Below are 16,642 nucleotides of genomic sequence, written 5' to 3' on the forward strand. Positions count from 1 at the left end.
CGTACATGGATGATATGCCATAGGTAGTCTCAAGTCTCAAGTTACAAGTCTCAAGTTGGCTGTTAAGGATTGGTGGGCAGCCTGCTCCATAGGAGCAACACATTGGTGGCATGCATTTGGATGGTAGGTTCTTGCGTGCCATGGGTACGCCACAGGAAGTCGCGAGTTTCAAGTTTCAAGTCGCAAGTTTCCCGCCTTCCCTAAAGCTACGGACGGGCAAGCAAGTTGGTGTCCGGAAAATGTTGGAGGAGGGGGAGTGGTCAATAGTCAATGCGTGGCCGGATGTCATTGACGTGACCGGAGGGAGCAATTGACAGCGCAGCGTACTTACGCGACTGTAAGGAGCTTCTGACAGCGCAGCGTATTTACGGCGCAGCCCATTTACACTCCCGCAGGGAGCACCCCCCAAAACAAAACAGCCCTGCTGCCATTCGGCAACAAGGCTGTTCGATCGTGTGCGAAGAAATGTTTTAGTGACGGGAAGTTTCTTCTGCGACTTCTTCCTCGTGCTCTTTGCCCAGGTCTTCAAAGCTCACATCTGAAAAAGCATTCACGGAAGAAGAAGCGTGTTCCTCTTTCCGGTGTCCGTTTTCCGATGGCTCCCTGTCATGTGTTTCCTGAACAGGATTTTCTTCCTGAAGCGCCTGAATTTTCAGGATGGTTTCGGCCAGCCCTTCCTTGAACTTGTCGAAATCTTCCTTATACAAAAAGAGTTTGTGCTTCTCGTAGAAGAACTTGTTGTCGTCGTTGCTGAAACGACGCTTGCTTTCGGTAATGGTCAGGTAGTAATCGTTTGATCTGGTAGATTTCACGTCGAAGAAGTAAGTCCTTTTGCCTGCCCTTACCACCTTGGAATAAATTTCTTCCTGGTTCTGCTTCTGGTCCTTTTCAAAATCTTCCATCTTGCTCGCTATTGGTTTAGAATCCGTTAAATGGTTGAATGTTGTTCAAGCAAACTTAGAGAATTTTTTCCAGAAACAACATTTATCCGGAAAAAATATTCGTTGGTAGAGAAAAAACCGACAAACAGCGGAAATCTCTTACGTGGCGTCGGACAAATTCCGCTGCCTGTCTTCCCTTAATTGTTTTTGGTACAGCGTGAAGTATTCGCCGCCTTTTGCGATCAGTTCGTCGTGCGAACCTTCCTCTACAATGGCTCCCTGGTCGAGCACGAGGATGCGATCGGCGTTTTTCAGTGAAGACACCCGGTGACTGATGATGATGGAGGTGTTGGTTTCCATGACCTTTTTCAGGTTCCGCAGGATGGCCTCTTCGGTTTCCGTGTCTACGGCCGACAGGCAATCGTCGAAGATCAGGATGCGCGGTTCACGCACGATGGCGCGGGCAATCGACACCCGTTGTTTTTGTCCGCCCGACAATGTAATGCCCCTTTCTCCGATGCGTGTTTCAAAACCCTCCCTGAACTCCATGATGTTGTCGTATACCCCTGCCTGACGTGCTGCATGTTGCAGTTTTTCCTTTGCATTACCGGCCTGCGTATCTTTCAATCCGAACGCGATGTTATTCCCGATCGTGTCGGAGAACAGGAATACATCCTGGGGTACATAACCCATGTTCGATCTGAGTGCGTCGCGGTTCATCTCTCGGATGTCGGTTCCGCCCACCAGGATCCGGCCTTCATCCGGCTCGTACAAGCGGCACAGCAGGTGGGCCAGCGTGGATTTACCCGACCCCGTGCGACCTGTAATGGCCAGGGATTCTCCGGCTTTGATCCGGAAGGACATGTTCTGCAATGCGGTAATGCCCGAATCGGGGTAGGTGAAGGTCACATGAGAAAATTCGATTCCGGCGTGTTCCGGCATAAGCAGGGTGCCTGTGTTGCGAATCTCAGGTTCTGTTTTCAGGAATTCGTTGATCCGTTGCTGCGATGCCGCCGCCCGCTGGATGATGGAAGTTACCCAGCCCACCGCCGTGAATGGCCAGGTGAGCAGGTTCACATAAATCACGAATTCGGCAATGTTGCCCAATGATACCCTTCCTGCCAATGCCTCCATGCTGCCTACATAAATCGTGATGACCGTACTGAGCCCGATCAGCAAGGTCATCGCCGGCATGAACAAGGCATTCACCGTTACCAGTTTCAGCGACTCGGTCATGTACGACTGCGCCTGGTCGCCGAACCGTTTGTTCCATTCGTCTTCTCGTACATAGGCCTTGAGTACACGTATCCCGGAAAAGCTTTCCTGTACGAAGGTGGACAAGGTAGACAGCCTGCGCTGTACCACCTCGCTGCGTTTGTTGATCTGGTTGCTGACGAAGTAGATGATGACCGATAACACAGGCAATGGCATCAGCACATACATGGTCAGTTCGGCATTCACCGATACCATTGTGCTCACCACGAATATGAAAATGCATAGGAGGTTGATGGAGTACATGATCGCCGGACCTATGTACATGCGCACGCGCGAGACATCCTCGCTGATCCGGTTCATCAGGTCGCCGGTGTTGTTGCGTTTGTAAAAGGCCAGGTCGAGTTTCTGGTAGTGGGCAAAAATTTCATTCTTAAGGTCGAACTCAATCAACCTTGACATGATGATCAGCGTCTGACGCATGAAGAACATGAAGAGGCCTTTCAGCAATGCCATCCCAACAATCATTCCTCCGAACAGCAACAGCACCCAGGCCAGGGATTCGTACAGGTCTGCCTGAAGTCCGAAGCCGTTAAAAAGCCGGTAGGTGCTGATGGTATCGCCCACCAGGTCGAACGCGTGACGGATGATCTGGGCGGGAAAGATGGCGAATACATTGGATACGGCAACGAAGAGGGCACCCAGCAACAGCCTGAGTTTGTACTTGCGAAAATATGTATTGAGATATCTAAGCTCCCGCATGACCCCGATCTTTTATCCCTTAGGATTCCCTTCCCGGTAGGAAAAATTACATTACATTTGCTGCACACCAAACACATCCATCGTTTTTGGTGGTTGCCAAAATTAGCCATTATCTGAGTATTCGAAAATGAATTGTTCTTTTGAGGTATGCTGAACAGGAGACATTTGCGGGTGAAAGTGATGCAGGCATTGTATGCCTTTCTACAATCCGACCGGAAAGACCAGCTTGCAGGTGAAAAGGAGTTGATGCTCAGCATCCAGAAAACGTGGGACCTATACCTGAATCTGTTGTTGTTGTTGCTGGAGGTATCTGACTTTGCTGAGAAGCAATTGTCGGATGCCAAACTCAAGCTGCTGCCCACAGCCGAAGACCTCAATCCAAACCGGCGCTTCATTGATAACCGCGTGTTCCGCCAAATCCGGAATACGGAAGAGGTGATGAAACTACCTGCCAACCGCAGGATTCACTGGCCCGATGACACCATCGTCAGGAGGTTGTACAATACATTGAAGGAAAGTTCACGCTACAGGGAGTACATGACCGACAGCGAAAGTAGCTACGGCGCAGACCAACGCCTTGTGATCTTCATGATCAACGGAGTGATCGCACCTTCCGAAAGTGTGTTCCAGTTCTTTGAAGAACAAAGTATTTTCTGGGTGGATGACTTTGAGTTCGCCTGTGCCCAGGTGATCAAGGTGATCCAGGATCTGACCGGGGAAGAAGAGGCATTGCCGCACCAGGATTGGTTTGTGCTCGACAAAGAGGAGAAGGATTTTGTGAAATCGCTGTACAACAAAACCATTGGCGGCAATGAACGCTTTTCATCGCTCATCGCAGATAAAACACGCAACTGGGATGCCGACCGCATTGCCATGATGGATATGCTCCTGATGAAGATGGCATTGTGTGAGTTCGTTGACTTTCCTACCATTCCGGTGAAAGTGACCCTGAACGAGTACATCGATATCTCAAAATACTACAGCACCCCCAAAAGCAAAGTGTTTGTGAACGGCGTACTCGATAAAATACTCGCCGAACTCCGAACCGCCCAGGAGATCAAAAAGACGGGTCGGGGCCTGGTGGAATGAATCCGATAACGTGAATCTCTAATCTGCAAAATTTCAGTACCATGCGTAATTATCTCAATTTTCTGGCTGCCGCCACTTTCCTGACCCTGATGTCTTGTGGAGGTGATCAGCAAGAACAAGCAACCGAAGACCTTTCACCGGGCCTGGTGGAAAATCCGGCCAGCGCCGACGGAGGAGACCCTGCCGACTTGCCTACCATGGAGTTTGACGAGCCATCCTACGGGTTCGGTACCATCACCCAGGGAGAGAAAGTGGCCCACTCCTATACGTTCAAGAACAATGGCAAAGCAGACCTGATCATCTCCAACGCTACAGGCAGCTGCGGTTGCACCGTACCCAAGTGGCCCGATCAACCCATCGCCCCCGGAGAAACCGGTACCATTGACGTGGTATTCGACAGCGACGGTAAAAGCGGCCGCCAGGAAAAAACGGTGACCATCCTCGCCAACACACAACCGAACAGAACCACCCTGAAACTTTACGGTGAAGTGGCTGCCCCCGGTAGTGAAGCAACCGAGTAATTTATTTTCTTATACCCCCTAATCGATTTCATTCATGTCACAAACATTAACCATATTCCTTCAGGCTGCATCTCCCTCCGGTGGTGGTTCATCCCAAACCATGATCATGATCGGACTGATGCTGATCGTGTTCTATTTCTTCATGATTCGCCCGCAGGCCAAGAAAGCCAAAGAACAAAAGAAGTTCAAAGAGGGCCTGAAGCCGGGCGATAAAGTCATCACCATTGGTGGTATTCATGCCAAGATCGCAGAAGTGAAGGAAAATGTATGTATCCTTGAGGTGGAAGGCGGCAACCGCCTGAAGGTGGAAAAGAGCGCCATCTCCATGGATTTCTCAAAAGAGACAAGCCCGCCCGGATCATCCAAATAAACATCGTTCATGAAGGACGAAAAGGCACAGCAAGAATCGTTCGTTCGGAGCAACATTCGTCGTGGTCTCCGCAATCGGCAGCTGTATGTCTTCCTGTCCTGTGTGTTGTTGTCGACCATCTTCTGGTTGCTCATCACATTGTCCGAATCTTCGTCCGCCCGCATCTCAACCCGGTTGGTATATACCGGGCTTCCGTCAGACAAGGTGCTGGTGGATTCACTTCCGCTCAGGGCCACGGTGAAAGTCAGCGGAAACGGTTTTGATCTCCTTGGCCTGCGCATCAGGGAGCCGGGTCTTCAGTTGCAGGTGAACGTGGCCAAGCTTCGTCTGCGGATGAAGAATGACAAGGAGTATTACATCCTCCCCAATCAAAAACTTTCTTACTTCAGCGATCAATGGAACCGGAACATTCGCATGACCGATATTGATCCCGATTCCATCCTGTTCCGGTTCGATGAACGTACGTCGCGTAAAGTGCCCGTTGTGCTTGATACGCGCATGACCTTCCGGAAACAGTTCCAGATGAAAGATACCCCCATGCTGACCCCCGACAGCGTAACAATCTCCGGACCTGCCGTGTTGGTGAAGCAGGTGGAACGCGTTTTTACTCAGCCGGTGGAAGCCGATGATGTGCATGAAGACTTTTCGGGAACTTTGACCCTGGTGAAGGATTCAGTGACACGCATGTGCGACTTGTCCCACGACCGCATCAAAGTACAGATACCCGTTGAGTCTTTTACCGAAGACACGCGCATGGTGCCCGTACATGTGGTGAACCTGCCCGATTCTGTGCGCCTGCGCATTTTCCCGGAAGAGGTAAAGGTGATCTACAATGTCGGACTCAGCCATTTCGATGAGGTGAAATCCGGCGATTTCTTCGCAGAGATCGACGTGGCAGGCGTGATGCTTACCCAGGTGCGTACACTTAAGGTTACCCTTTCCCGCGCGCCTTCGTATCTTTCGTCCATTCGCCTGGAACCTCAGAAAGTCGAATTCCTAATCCGCAAGTGATGATCAAGGTGGGCCTGACCGGCGGTATCGGAAGCGGAAAGAGCCTCGTGGCCCACGTCTTCTCACTGCTGGGTGCACCCGTTTATCAGGCTGATGAGGCCGGGCGCCGGCTGACTGCATCAGACCCGCAGGTGATACACGCCATCCGCAAAGCTTTCGGAGATGATATGTACGATGCCGGAGGCGCCCTCGACCGGATACGCATGGCGGAAGTGGTGTTCAACGATCCGGTAAAACTGGAAGCCCTCAACGCCATCATTCATCCTGCCGTGGCCCGTGATTTTAATGCATGGTTGAAGTTGAACAGCCATGTGCCTTATGTGGTGAAGGAAGCGGCCATCCTCTTTGAAAGTGGTGCATACAGGCAGGTTGATCGTGCGGTAACGGTAAGTGCCCCCGAGTCCTTGCGCATTCAACGCGTGACCGAACGTGACCACACCGATGAAGCGCACGTACGCAACCGCATGCGCAACCAATGGAACGATGATCAGCGGGAGGAAAAAGCCGATGACGTGATCGTTAACGACGGCAGTACGATGTTGCTGCCACAGATCCTCAAGATCCATGAAAATATTATCCGCCTCTCAAACAAGGGAAGTTGACGCCTATACCATCGAACATGAACCGGTGGCATCCGTTGACCTGATGGAACGTGCGGCCTCTGCATGCGCTGTCTGGATCCGCAACCAATACCCCGAAGCGCCGTCTGTAAGTTTGTTTTGCGGCAAGGGCAACAACGGCGGCGACGGATTGGCCATTGCCCGGCTGCTCTCGAAGTACATCAAAGACATTGCCGTGTACGTCGTGCAGTATACCCCTGAGGCAAGCGATGATTTCAAGGCCAACCTCAAACTTCTTCCGAAATCTCCGAAGGTGAAAGTGGTGGATGTGATGACGGATGATGACCTGCCTGAACTCGCTCCCGGTACGTTGGTGATTGATGCGTTGTTCGGCTCCGGATTGAATCGGCCGCTCGAAGGCCTGCCGGCAGCCGTGGTGGCGCATGTCAATGCTTCCCGTTGCGTGGTGGTATCGGTGGATGTTCCTTCCGGCCTGAGTTGCGATCATACGGATGATGTACACCCCGACCGGGTGATATGTGCTACACATACCCTGTCTTTCGAACTTCCCAAGCTTCCTTTCATGCTGCCGGTCAGCCAGCTTTTTGTCGGACAATGGCACTTGTTGCCCATCGGCCTTCACCCCGATGCCATCGCGCGTACTGATACGCCCTGGGAGTGGTTGCCCCCAGCTGAAGTGGCGCCCCTACTGAAGGTACGTCAACGTTTCGGGCACAAGGGTACTTACGGGCACGCGCTGATTATGGCGGGAAGTTACGGTAAGATGGGTGCTGCGGTTCTGGCATCGCGTGCATGCTTGCGGGGAGGGGCCGGACTGGTGACCGTTTATATCCCTGCCTGCGGATATGAGATACTGCAAACTGCACAACCCGAAGTGATGGTGTTGACCGATGAGGAACAACGTTTTCTGACCGCATGTCCCCCGTTGGAGATATACCGTGCCATCGGCGTCGGACCCGGTGTCGGTACCGATGACCGGACTGCTTCCATGTTGAAGTTGCTGATACAGGAAGCCCCTTGTCCGCTTGTACTCGACGCGGATGCGTTGAACATTCTTGCGGAGAATCCTACGTGGCTGTCATTCCTTCCGCAGGGTTCGATCCTCACCCCCCACATCGGCGAGTTCGATAGGCTGACCGGCGCCAAGCCGGGCGACTGCGAGCGTCTGCAACTGGCCCGTGATTTTGCGGTGAAGCACGGCGTGTTTCTTGTTTTGAAATCAGGCGTGACCGCCACCTTTACGCCACGCGGCAGATGCTTCTTCAACAGCACCGGCAACCCCGGCATGGCCACGGCCGGCAGCGGCGATTCCCTGACCGGACTCATCACGGCATTGCTTGCACAAGGCTACCCGTCCCTGGATGCTTGTTTGCTGGGTGTGCACCTGCACGGACTGGCAGGCGATCTCGCTGCGGAAGATCATTCGCAGGAAGCGATGATGGCGGGAGACATGATTGATTGTTTCGGGAAGGCGTTTGCTTATGTGATGAATTTTAAATTAGGAATTAGGAATTAGGAATGTTGTTCATGGCAGCCGGACCATGCTTCATTGGAGGGGGCTGGCGCGGATTTGCAATCCGTGCTTTGGGTCATCCGGAAGCTACAACGCCAGGACACCGGCAAGATAGACGGGATAGCAGTGGAAAGCCCGCAGTGCGAAGGCATGTGCACGGGCCGGACTTGTAACGAATAGCCCGACGGCAGTTGAAGCGTGCGATAAACCGGTCTCTTCGGAAAACGCTGACGCGGACGTCTACGTCCGTGTCTACTCCTTTTTCTTCTGCTTCACAAACTTCAACTCTTCAAACCAGAAGTCGTCGTTGGGGATGAAGATGCGCATTTCTTCCACTTCACCGGCGGCGTTCAGCACAAAGTTCACGGTGCCTTCGGGCAGGTAGGGGAAGTCGGGGAACTGCACCAGGAAGGTATCGAAATGGCGGTGCTTCAGCACGGCGTGGAAGGCTGGGGTGGGTACCATTTGCAGGTTCAGCTTGCCGTCTTTCACTTCGATGGTGGCATCGCCATAGAGGTCGCCGGAGTATGTGCCTGCATAGTTTTCAAGTGCGAGGCTCGGTTGGGTTCCTTGTATGGTGGCTTTGTCAAAGGCTTCTTTGTCTGCTTTTTTAGATGCCTCCCATTTCTCTTTTCTTTCCAGTCCCTGTGCACTCCGGTCGGGCATATCGCCGCCGAGGTAGGTGTCGAGTATGCGGTACATGATGGGGCCGCTTACGCCTTCAAGCCCGTTGGTGAAGATGAGGATGCCCAGGTTCTTTTCAGGTACCATCGCCACTTGAGACAGCATGCCGATGTAGCCGCCGCCGTGGTTCACGACCTTCACGCCTTTGTAATCGAATGTGAACCATCCCAGTCCGGCCGCGCGGTAATGGGTAGATGGGTAGGCGTCTTTGTATCCTTGCGAAACGGTCAGTGGGTTGTGCGCTTCCCACATGAAGTCTTGCTGTTTTTTGGTGAAGTAGGTGTGGTCGTTAACGGTGCCGCCGGCCAGTTGCATGGTGAGCCATTTGGACATGTCGCTTACGCTGGTGATGATGGCGCCAGCCGGTCCCATGTTGTCCCAGTTCTCCCAGGGAATGGCTTTGTATTCGCCGTTTTCGGGGGCATGCGGACTTGCCACGTTCTTCTTTCCTGGAAGCTGGGTTGTACTGAGTACCGACTCGTTCATGCCGAGGGGTTTGAGGAATTGTTCGGTGATGTATTGCTCCCACGACTGTCCGGTGACTGCTTCGATGACTTCACCGGCGGTGATGAACATGATGTTGGAGTAGCCGAAGCCGGCGCGGAAATCGTAAGAAGGTTCGAGGTAGCGTGCGCGTTCCACGATATCCCTTCGACTATAGGTGGTTGAATTCCACAGCAGGTCACCGGAGAACGTGCGGAAGCCCACCCGGTGGCAGAGGAGGTCTTCAATGGTGAGGTGGGCGGTGATCCAGGGGTCGTGCAGCTTGAACCACGGCAGGTAGTCGACCACGTGATCGTGCCAGTTCAGCTTGCCTTCATCCACCAGCCTGGCGATGGCGGCGGAGGTAAAAGCCTTGGTGTTGGAGGCGATTGCGTAGAGTGTATGTTCGTTGGTGGGTTCGCTCTTTCCTTTTTCGAGAACGCCATATCCCTTAGCGAAGACAAGCTTACCGTCTTTCACGATGCCCACGGAAAGGCCGGGAACCTTCCAGTCTTTCTGCACCTTGGAAATGTACTGATCCAGTTTGTCCAGGTTCTGTGCCCGGAGTCCTGCCGAGATCAATAGCAGCAGCAGGAAGAAGCTCATTTTTTTCATGAAATCCAGATTGTTTTGGCGGGGGTGAAGGTAACAAAAATGAAACAGGCACCGGGAGAATCCGCTGGAAAAGTGATCCGGGAAATGATAACCCGAAGGCAATGGATGGGGTAATTAGAAATTAGGAATTAGGAATTAGAAATGGCCGGCATCTAATGTCTCATGTCTAACATCTAAAATCCCCCCAACCAATTGTTCAGTTCCTGTTCCGTGATCCGTTCGGTGTTGTTGTGGGTGTTGTTGATCAGGTCGTCGATCATCACGCGGTCGGGGTAGGTGCGTGCTTGGAACGGGTGCATGGCGATGGTTCTGCCGACTACTTGCCATTCCACCATGGAGGTCGGCGAGAGAATCTTGAAGTAAGACCTGCCATTGGTGTAGCGAAGGTAAATGGGGAATACAGGCCGGTCTTCACTCATTTCCGGTTGTGTTCATTCAGGTTGATGCCGGCGTAGAATCCCAGGTCGAGGTTCAGCAGTTGCTTGGTGTAGAATGCGATTTGGCCGGTGTGGTACGACAGGTGTTCGGTCACGTGCAGGATGTTGGCGAGGCCGGTGTAGGTGAAGCCTTGTACGCTGCGTATCTTCATCAGGTCATCTACGCTTTGTGCTTTGATCACCCGGATGGCTTCGGTGATTGTTTCAGTGAACTGTTGCTTCAGTTCGGTTCCGGCGATGCGGCTTTCTTCTTTGAACTCCAGGTCACGTTCCCGCATGTCTTCCTGTCCGCCCAGGGATGAAAGGATGTATTGGGTGATGTTGCCGTTGAGGTGCAGCACCAGGTTGCCGATGCTGTTGGAAGCGGCGTTGGTGCGCAGCCACAGTTGTTCCTCGTTCAATGCGTCTATGCATTTGAGGATGCGTTCATGTGATTCCGTGATGTGGGTGATACAACGTTCGCGGAATTCTTCACTGATGTGGCCGGCGGTTACCATGAGAACACATCTCCTTTCTGATAAGGTCGGAGGTTGCTCAGCCACTGGAACCCGCGCAGGATACGGTCCGGGGGCGGAAGATCTTCCAGCGGATACAAGGTGGCGTCGGGTTGGGTCATGAAAACGATATCATGCACTTTGCCTTCTTGCATTCGTACCCACAGGTTGCTGCAATCGGCGCGGTTCACGCCAATGAAGCCCTTTTCGGATTTCGGGAAGTAGATGGTTTGTCCGTTGCCTTCCACCCAAATTTTGCTGAGGGCGTTTTCAAGGAAGAAGCCTGTCATCATTCTTCCCTTGATCTGGTTGTACTTGGAGGAATCTTCCTGTGAAACGATGAAGGCATTTTCCTCGATGAACATCTTCTGCACTTTGTCGTCCCAGATGCGGATGCGAATGTTGGCTGCGGTGATCTGGTTTTCTTCCGACCACAGGATGGGCGTACCGAACATGTACATGGTTGAGTCGGATTCGCGGTAGGTCAGCGAATCGCATTTGCCCTGCATATCGCTTTTGAAAAACTTGACATGATGATAGGCATACACCGTGCGGTTTTTTGTGATGGTGTCTTCTTTGCTGGTCAGGGTATCGGCATGGAGGAACATCGAATCACCATCCATCACCATTACCAGCAGTGCGTTTCCGGTAACGAACGAACTGTCTTTTCTATCCAGGTAGGAGGCGTAGTCGCCCCGGATCATGGTATGTTCTGCGGTATCGATCATGATGGCCCTGCCGTAGATCTGGCCGATGCCGGTCTTCTCATCGTACACAATGCTGTCGCCGCCAATGCTTCGGTCGCCTTTGGTGATCATCACATTTTTGTAGTATTCCAGCTTGCCGGAAGAGGTGTTGTAGAAGCCGTTCTCACAGTAAACGGATGTGTTCTCCCCGGTAATGCGTGTGGGGCCGAGGAATGTGGCCTGGTGGCTTCTTGTGTTGTAGTGGAGCGTGTCTGTGAGGATGGTGTATTGCTTGCTGTGTAGCACCACACTGTCTTTGAACGCGTAGGAAGCGGAGTTCGCATCGTAGGTTCCGTTGCGGCTGCTCAGTTGGTTGTTTTTATCGGTGATGGTGCCACCCAGTAAATACCTGCCTTGTTTGGAATCCAGGTCGTAAATCAGGTAATCGGTGTTGAGCTGGGTGGTGGTGTTCTGGAGGTGAACATTGTGGAAGATGTAGGCTTTCTTGTTTTTGCCATCGTAACGTGCCGAGTCGCCGGTGATGGTGAGGGTGTCGTTCTGCCGGATGACCACGTTGCCGAAGGCCTGGAAAGCGTTTTGAACGGAGAAGTGCCAGGCGCTGTCGCACGTCATGATCACCCCGTCATGTTCCATTTGCACATGACCGATCAGGCGTTTGGCCGGATTGTTTCCCTGGTTCTCCAGCCGGGCGACATCGGCATGGTTGATTTTGATTTCCCTCGGTTTCGACTGGCCGAACAGGCTGCTACACGTGCATATGGCGAGTGCCAGCAAAGCCAGTTTGCGGATCGGGAATGAACGTCGGACCATCGGTTTTGTCATGTGGAGGTCCTTATGCACGAATTATGCCGGAATGGCTTCGCGCAGCAAAGTTTGTGTTCGGTCGGGGCCAACGGATACGATGCTCACGGGAAGGTTCAGTGCGTTCTCCAGGTAATGCACGTACTGCGTGAGTGCTTCGGGCATGTCATCCGGACTTGTAAGCCCTGTCAGGTCGGTCTTCCATCCCGGTAGTTCATCGTACACCGGTTCGATCTCGGTGTCGCAGATGTCGTAAGGGAAACGATCGGTGGTTGTGCCATTCACCTTGTACTTTGTACATACGCGGATGGTGTCGAAGTCGCTCAGCACATCCGCCTTGGTCATGATCAGGCGGGTTACGCCATTCAGCATGATGGCATATTTCAATGCCACCAGGTCAAGCCATCCGCAGCGGCGGGGCCTGCCGGTTGTGGCGCCGAATTCATGGCCTTTGGTTCGGAGTAGTTCACCGGTTTCGCTCAGCAGTTCGGTGGGGAAGGGGCCGCTGCCCACACGGGTGCAGTAGGCTTTGAAGATGCCGTATACTTCGCCGATGCGGGCGGGTGCAATGCCCAGTCCGGTGCATGCGCCGGCCGACAGGGTGTTGCTGGAAGTTACGAAGGGATAAGACCCGAACTCGATGTCGAGCAGGGAACCTTGTGCGCCTTCGGCCAATACGGTTTTGTTCGCGTCGAGGTATTCGTTTACGAGGTGCTCACTGTCGACAAGGCGCAGTTTGTCAAACAGCTTGATGGCTTCGAACCATTCCTGTTCAAGGGGAGCGAGGTCGTACTCGGAGCTGAAGAAATCCAGCAGTTGGCGGTGTTTGTTCACCAGCTCGTTGTATTTCTCTTTGAAGTTGGGTTTGGCGATGTCGCCTACACGCAGGCCGTTGCGGCCGGTTTTGTCCATGTAGGTGGGGCCGATTCCTTTGAGCGTGGATCCGATTTTGTTCTGTCCTTTGGCTTTTTCGGAAGCCGCGTCGAGCAGCTTATGTGTAGGCAGGATCAGGTGCGCCTTGCGGGAGATGCACAGTCGGTTGTCAACGGAGATGCCGCGGTCTTCGATTTTTTGAATTTCCTTCAACAGGATCACGGGATCGATCACCACGCCGTTGCCCACTACGTTCAGGGTCTTCTCGTGGAAGATACCGGAAGGGATGGTGTGCAGTACATGTTTGAACTGGTCGAACTCCAACGTGTGTCCGGCATTAGGTCCGCCCTGGAACCGGGCCACCATGTTATAGTGGGGGGTGAGTACGTCAACGATTTTGCCTTTTCCTTCGTCGCCCCATTGCAATCCAAGTAAAATATCCGCCTTCATTGATTAGCTAACTGAAAGTTTGTTTTTCGCTTCTTCCACTGTGTCTGCAATGGAAAAGATAGAGTTGAGTTTCGTCATGATGTAAAGTTCCTTCACCTTGTCGGAGAGTTCGGCCAGTACCAGGTCTCCGTCATTGTTTCTCACTTTGGTGAGGAGTTGGATCATGGTGTTGAGGCCGGAGCTGTTCAATTGGGGCACATCGTGCATGTTCACAATGAACCGCAGGGTGCCGTCACTCAGCAATTCGGTGACCTCATCAAGAAGTTCTTTGCCCTGATAAGGGTCAATCCATTTACCGTGGATGGCAATAATGGCAATGTCGTCGGTGCGCATCACCTCAAAGTTCTGACTCATGAAATTGCTTCTGGGTGGTGGTTGATTTTGTTTCGCTTTTGGCTGCACACTCTTTGCAGATGCCGTACATGTTGAGGGCGTGGTGTACCACATGGAACCCGGTGAGCTTGGCTACGGTATCCATGATGTTCTGGATCCTCGGGTCGCAGAATTCGATCACGCGCTGGCAATTGGTGCATACCAGGTGGTCGTGCTGGCGCGACTTGTAGGCCCTTTCGAACTGGGCGATGTTTTTTTTGAAGAGATGTTTTCTGACCAGGTTGCAGTCGAGCAGCAGTTCAATGGTGTTGTACAACGTGGCTCTGCTGACGCGGTAGTTTTTGTTCTTCATTTTGACATAAAGGGATTCGATGTCAAAATGGCCTTCATGGGAGTAGATTTCGTGCAGGATGGCAAATCGCTCCGGGGTTTTCCGGTGACCATGCTGTTCCAGGAACGCCGAGAAAATACCTTTTACGGTATCCTGCAATTGTTTGTCTTCAGAAGGCATGGATGCGTATGCTGCGTAATGTGTTCCTGTTTTGAAGGCATGAAGGTACGAAAAAACCCAGACCCGTTCACAACCAAAATGCCGGGTTAACTGATCCTTTCGACCGAATGCACACCCCCGACTGTCATCAGCTGATTGATCAGGCTTTTCAGGTGTTCGGTGTCATGAACATACACCATGATGGTTCCTTCAAATGTGCCGGCGATGGTATCGAAACTGATGGAGCGCATGTTCACGTTGAGCTGGTCGGAGATGATCTTGGTGATGTTGTTGACCAATCCCACTTCATCAATACCGGTGATGCGGATGCCGGCCAGGAAAGCGATGGCTTCCTGTCCCATCCAGCGGGCCTTCACGATCCGGTAGGCATAGTTAGACATGAGTTGCACGGCGTTCACGCAGTTGGTGCGGTGGATCTCAATGCCGTCCTGCATCGTTACGAAGCCGAACACATCATCTCCGGGAATGGGATTGCAGCAAGGGGCCAGTTGGTATTCGATCTTGTCCAGCTTGTCGCCCAAAACAAGCATGCCGCCTTTGCCGCCCGCTTCGGCTACAATCTGTTCAAGGGATTTGACCCCTTTGCCGCCTTTCAGGGGAGAATGCAGTTTCCCGTTCGCCACTTTGAATTTCCGGAGGTCCTTCATGTTAATGGCGTTGATGGCGATCCGGTAAAACAGGTCGAGGGTACTGGTGCAGCGGTAGTGCGATTGCAGTTCGGCAAAATTGGCGCTGTTGATTTCAACGCCCATGCCTTTGAGTTTTTTGACCAGCACGTCCTTGCCTTCTTCGGCCACTTTTTTCTTCTCTTCCTTCAGTACGTCTTTGATCTTTGATTTCGCTTTGGCCGTGACCACGTATGAGAGCCACTCTTCCTTGGGCGACTGTTTGGAGGAGGTGATGATCTCTACCTGGTCCCCGCTTCTCAGGGTATGGCTCAGCGGTACCAGCTTGTGATTCACCTTGGCGCCGAGGCAGGTGGAGCCCACAACGGTATGGATGTCGAAAGCGAAGTCGAGCGCGGTGGAACCGGATGGCAGCGTGCGCAATTCCCCCCTTGGCGTGAACACGAAGATCTCGTCGGCAAAGAGGTTCAGCTTGAAATCGTCGATGAAGTCGAGCGCATTGGGTTCGGGGTTTTCCAGCATCTCCCTGATCTTGCGGATCCACTCTTCCAGGGCATGCTCCGACACACTGTCTTTGTATTTCCAATGGGCGGCATATCCGAGTTCTGCGATCTCGTCCATGCGTTCGGTACGGATCTGCACCTCCACCCATTTACCTTCCGGGCCCATTACGGTGGTATGCAGCGACTCGTACCCGTTGGCTTTCGGGGTGGATATCCAGTCGCGCAGGCGGTCGGGGTTGGGGAGGTAGTGATCGGTCACCACCGAATAGGCGCGCCAGCAGTCGGCTTTCTCCTGGTCGGGTTCGGATTTGAGGATGATGCGGATGGCGAAAATGTCATATACCTCTTCGAACGGGATGCCCTTGTTCTTCATCTTGTTCCAGATGGAGTACACGGATTTGGGGCGTCCCTTGATGGAGCAATGAAGTTGCTGGTCGTCCAGCGGTTTGCGCAGGCGGGTGATAAAACGGTTGATGAATCGGGCCCGTTCCTTTTGTGTTTCGATCAGCTTTTGCTCGATGCTGTGGTAGATGTCGGGTTCGGTGAACTTGAGTCCGAGGTCTTCCAGCTCCGTTTTGATGGCGTTGAGTCCGAGGCGATGCGCCAGGGGTGCATACAGGTAAAGTGTTTCGGAGGCGATCTTCAGTTGCTTCTTGCGATCGAGGGAGTCGAGCGTGCGCATGTTGTGCAGGCGGTCGGCCAGCTTGATGAGGATCACGCGGACATCGTCGGAAAGCGTCAGCAGCATTTTCCGGAAATTCTCGGCTTGCATGGAGGTGCTGTTGCCGGTCATTCCGGAGATCTTGGTGAGTCCGTCGATGATGCGGGAGACCTTTACGCCGAACAGGCGCTTGATGTCATCCAGGGTGATCTCGGTGTCTTCCACAACATCGTGCAGCAGCGCAGCCACCACCGATGTGGTGCCGAGGCCGATCTCGCCGGCAGCGATACGCGCAACTGCAATGGGATGGAAAATATAGGGTTCGCCCGACTTGCGACGCATGTCCATGTGGGCTTCCAACGCTGTGTTGAAGGCCTTCCGGATGAGTTGCTTATCGTGTTTGGTAACGCTCCTCCGGCAATCGCGCAGCAGGGCGCGGTACCGTTTGAGGATCTCAGACTTCTCTTGTTCCCGATCGATCACTTGCATACAATCAACAATCTCTTCTGTACAAAGGTACCAAA

16 protein-coding genes are annotated in these 16,642 nt (G+C 52.9%); 6 read left to right on the forward strand and 10 right to left on the reverse strand.

Annotated features, from left to right (window positions below):
* Window positions 1-470: 470 nt before the first annotated feature.
* Together H6585_04925 and H6585_04930 are read right to left on the reverse strand one after the other, a co-directional pair.
* Window positions 471-902 (reverse strand): PUR family DNA/RNA-binding protein, encoded by a 432-nt coding sequence (locus H6585_04925; GenBank protein ID MCB9447671.1) that lies wholly within the window; start codon window positions 900-902, stop codon window positions 471-473.
* A gap of 138 nt (window positions 903-1,040) precedes the next feature.
* On the reverse strand, window positions 1,041-2,855 hold the full coding sequence (locus H6585_04930; protein MCB9447672.1) for an ABC transporter ATP-binding protein: 1,815 nt from the start codon (window positions 2,853-2,855) through the stop codon (window positions 1,041-1,043).
* Between the two features lie 147 nt (window positions 2,856-3,002).
* On the opposite strand from H6585_04930, the gene H6585_04935 reads away from it, so the two are divergent.
* From H6585_04935 to H6585_04960, 6 genes are read left to right on the forward strand one after another with little or no spacing between them, the layout of a single operon-like run.
* Entirely contained in the window at window positions 3,003-3,944 is a 942-nt protein-coding gene (locus H6585_04935) for a transcription antitermination protein NusB (protein MCB9447673.1), read from the forward strand.
* Window positions 3,945-3,985: 41 nt separating this feature from the next.
* Complete coding sequence (locus H6585_04940; protein MCB9447674.1) at window positions 3,986-4,465, forward strand: DUF1573 domain-containing protein; 480 nt, start codon at window positions 3,986-3,988, stop codon at window positions 4,463-4,465.
* A gap of 34 nt (window positions 4,466-4,499) precedes the next feature.
* A complete protein-coding gene (gene yajC / locus H6585_04945; GenBank protein MCB9447675.1) occupies window positions 4,500-4,835 on the forward strand; it encodes a preprotein translocase subunit YajC in 336 nt (111 codons plus the stop codon).
* 9 nt (window positions 4,836-4,844) lie between these two features.
* Entirely contained in the window at window positions 4,845-5,846 is a 1,002-nt protein-coding gene (locus H6585_04950) for a hypothetical protein (protein MCB9447676.1), read from the forward strand.
* The gene (locus H6585_04955) at window positions 5,846-6,448 is read left to right on the forward strand and encodes a dephospho-CoA kinase (GenBank protein ID MCB9447677.1); all 603 of its coding nucleotides are present in this window, start codon (window positions 5,846-5,848) and stop codon (window positions 6,446-6,448) included. The genes H6585_04950 and H6585_04955 overlap by 1 nt, the downstream gene beginning before the upstream one ends.
* Window positions 6,411-7,943: an NAD(P)H-hydrate dehydratase gene (locus H6585_04960; GenBank protein ID MCB9447678.1), complete on the forward strand. Its 1,533-nt coding sequence runs from the start codon at window positions 6,411-6,413 to the stop codon at window positions 7,941-7,943. The genes H6585_04955 and H6585_04960 overlap by 38 nt, the downstream gene beginning before the upstream one ends.
* 249 nt (window positions 7,944-8,192) lie before the next feature.
* Here H6585_04960 and H6585_04965 read toward each other — a convergent pair whose 3' ends face one another.
* The 8 genes from H6585_04965 to H6585_05000 all read right to left on the reverse strand — a co-directional run bounded on the left by H6585_04965 (window position 8,193) and on the right by H6585_05000 (window position 16,607).
* Entirely contained in the window at window positions 8,193-9,722 is a 1,530-nt protein-coding gene (locus tag H6585_04965) for a serine hydrolase (GenBank protein MCB9447679.1), read from the reverse strand.
* A 173-nt stretch (window positions 9,723-9,895) separates the two neighbouring features.
* On the reverse strand, window positions 9,896-10,141 hold the full coding sequence (locus H6585_04970) for a hypothetical protein (GenBank protein ID MCB9447680.1): 246 nt from the start codon (window positions 10,139-10,141) through the stop codon (window positions 9,896-9,898).
* Window positions 10,138-10,656, reverse strand: coding sequence for a DUF1572 family protein (locus tag H6585_04975; protein ID MCB9447681.1), 519 nt, complete (start codon window positions 10,654-10,656; stop codon window positions 10,138-10,140). The genes H6585_04970 and H6585_04975 overlap by 4 nt, the downstream gene beginning before the upstream one ends.
* Window positions 10,650-12,182, reverse strand: coding sequence for an LPS export ABC transporter periplasmic protein LptC (gene lptC, locus H6585_04980; protein MCB9447682.1), 1,533 nt, complete (start codon window positions 12,180-12,182; stop codon window positions 10,650-10,652). Before lptC ends, H6585_04975 begins: the two co-directional genes overlap by 7 nt.
* Window positions 12,183-12,203: 21 nt before the next feature.
* Window positions 12,204-13,484 (reverse strand): adenylosuccinate synthase, encoded by a 1,281-nt coding sequence (locus H6585_04985; protein MCB9447683.1) that lies wholly within the window; start codon window positions 13,482-13,484, stop codon window positions 12,204-12,206.
* A gap of 3 nt (window positions 13,485-13,487) precedes the next feature.
* Window positions 13,488-13,838: an STAS domain-containing protein gene (locus tag H6585_04990; protein ID MCB9447684.1), complete on the reverse strand. Its 351-nt coding sequence runs from the start codon at window positions 13,836-13,838 to the stop codon at window positions 13,488-13,490.
* Window positions 13,822-14,328: a transcriptional repressor gene (locus tag H6585_04995; protein MCB9447685.1), complete on the reverse strand. Its 507-nt coding sequence runs from the start codon at window positions 14,326-14,328 to the stop codon at window positions 13,822-13,824. The genes H6585_04990 and H6585_04995 overlap by 17 nt, the downstream gene beginning before the upstream one ends.
* An 86-nt stretch (window positions 14,329-14,414) precedes the next feature.
* On the reverse strand, window positions 14,415-16,607 hold the full coding sequence (locus H6585_05000; protein MCB9447686.1) for a bifunctional (p)ppGpp synthetase/guanosine-3',5'-bis(diphosphate) 3'-pyrophosphohydrolase: 2,193 nt from the start codon (window positions 16,605-16,607) through the stop codon (window positions 14,415-14,417).
* Window positions 16,608-16,642: the final 35 nt, after the last annotated feature.

The sequence above is a fragment of the Flavobacteriales bacterium genome (assembly GCA_020635855.1).
In the GTDB taxonomy this organism is placed as follows: domain Bacteria; phylum Bacteroidota; class Bacteroidia; order JACJYZ01; family JACJYZ01; genus JACJYZ01.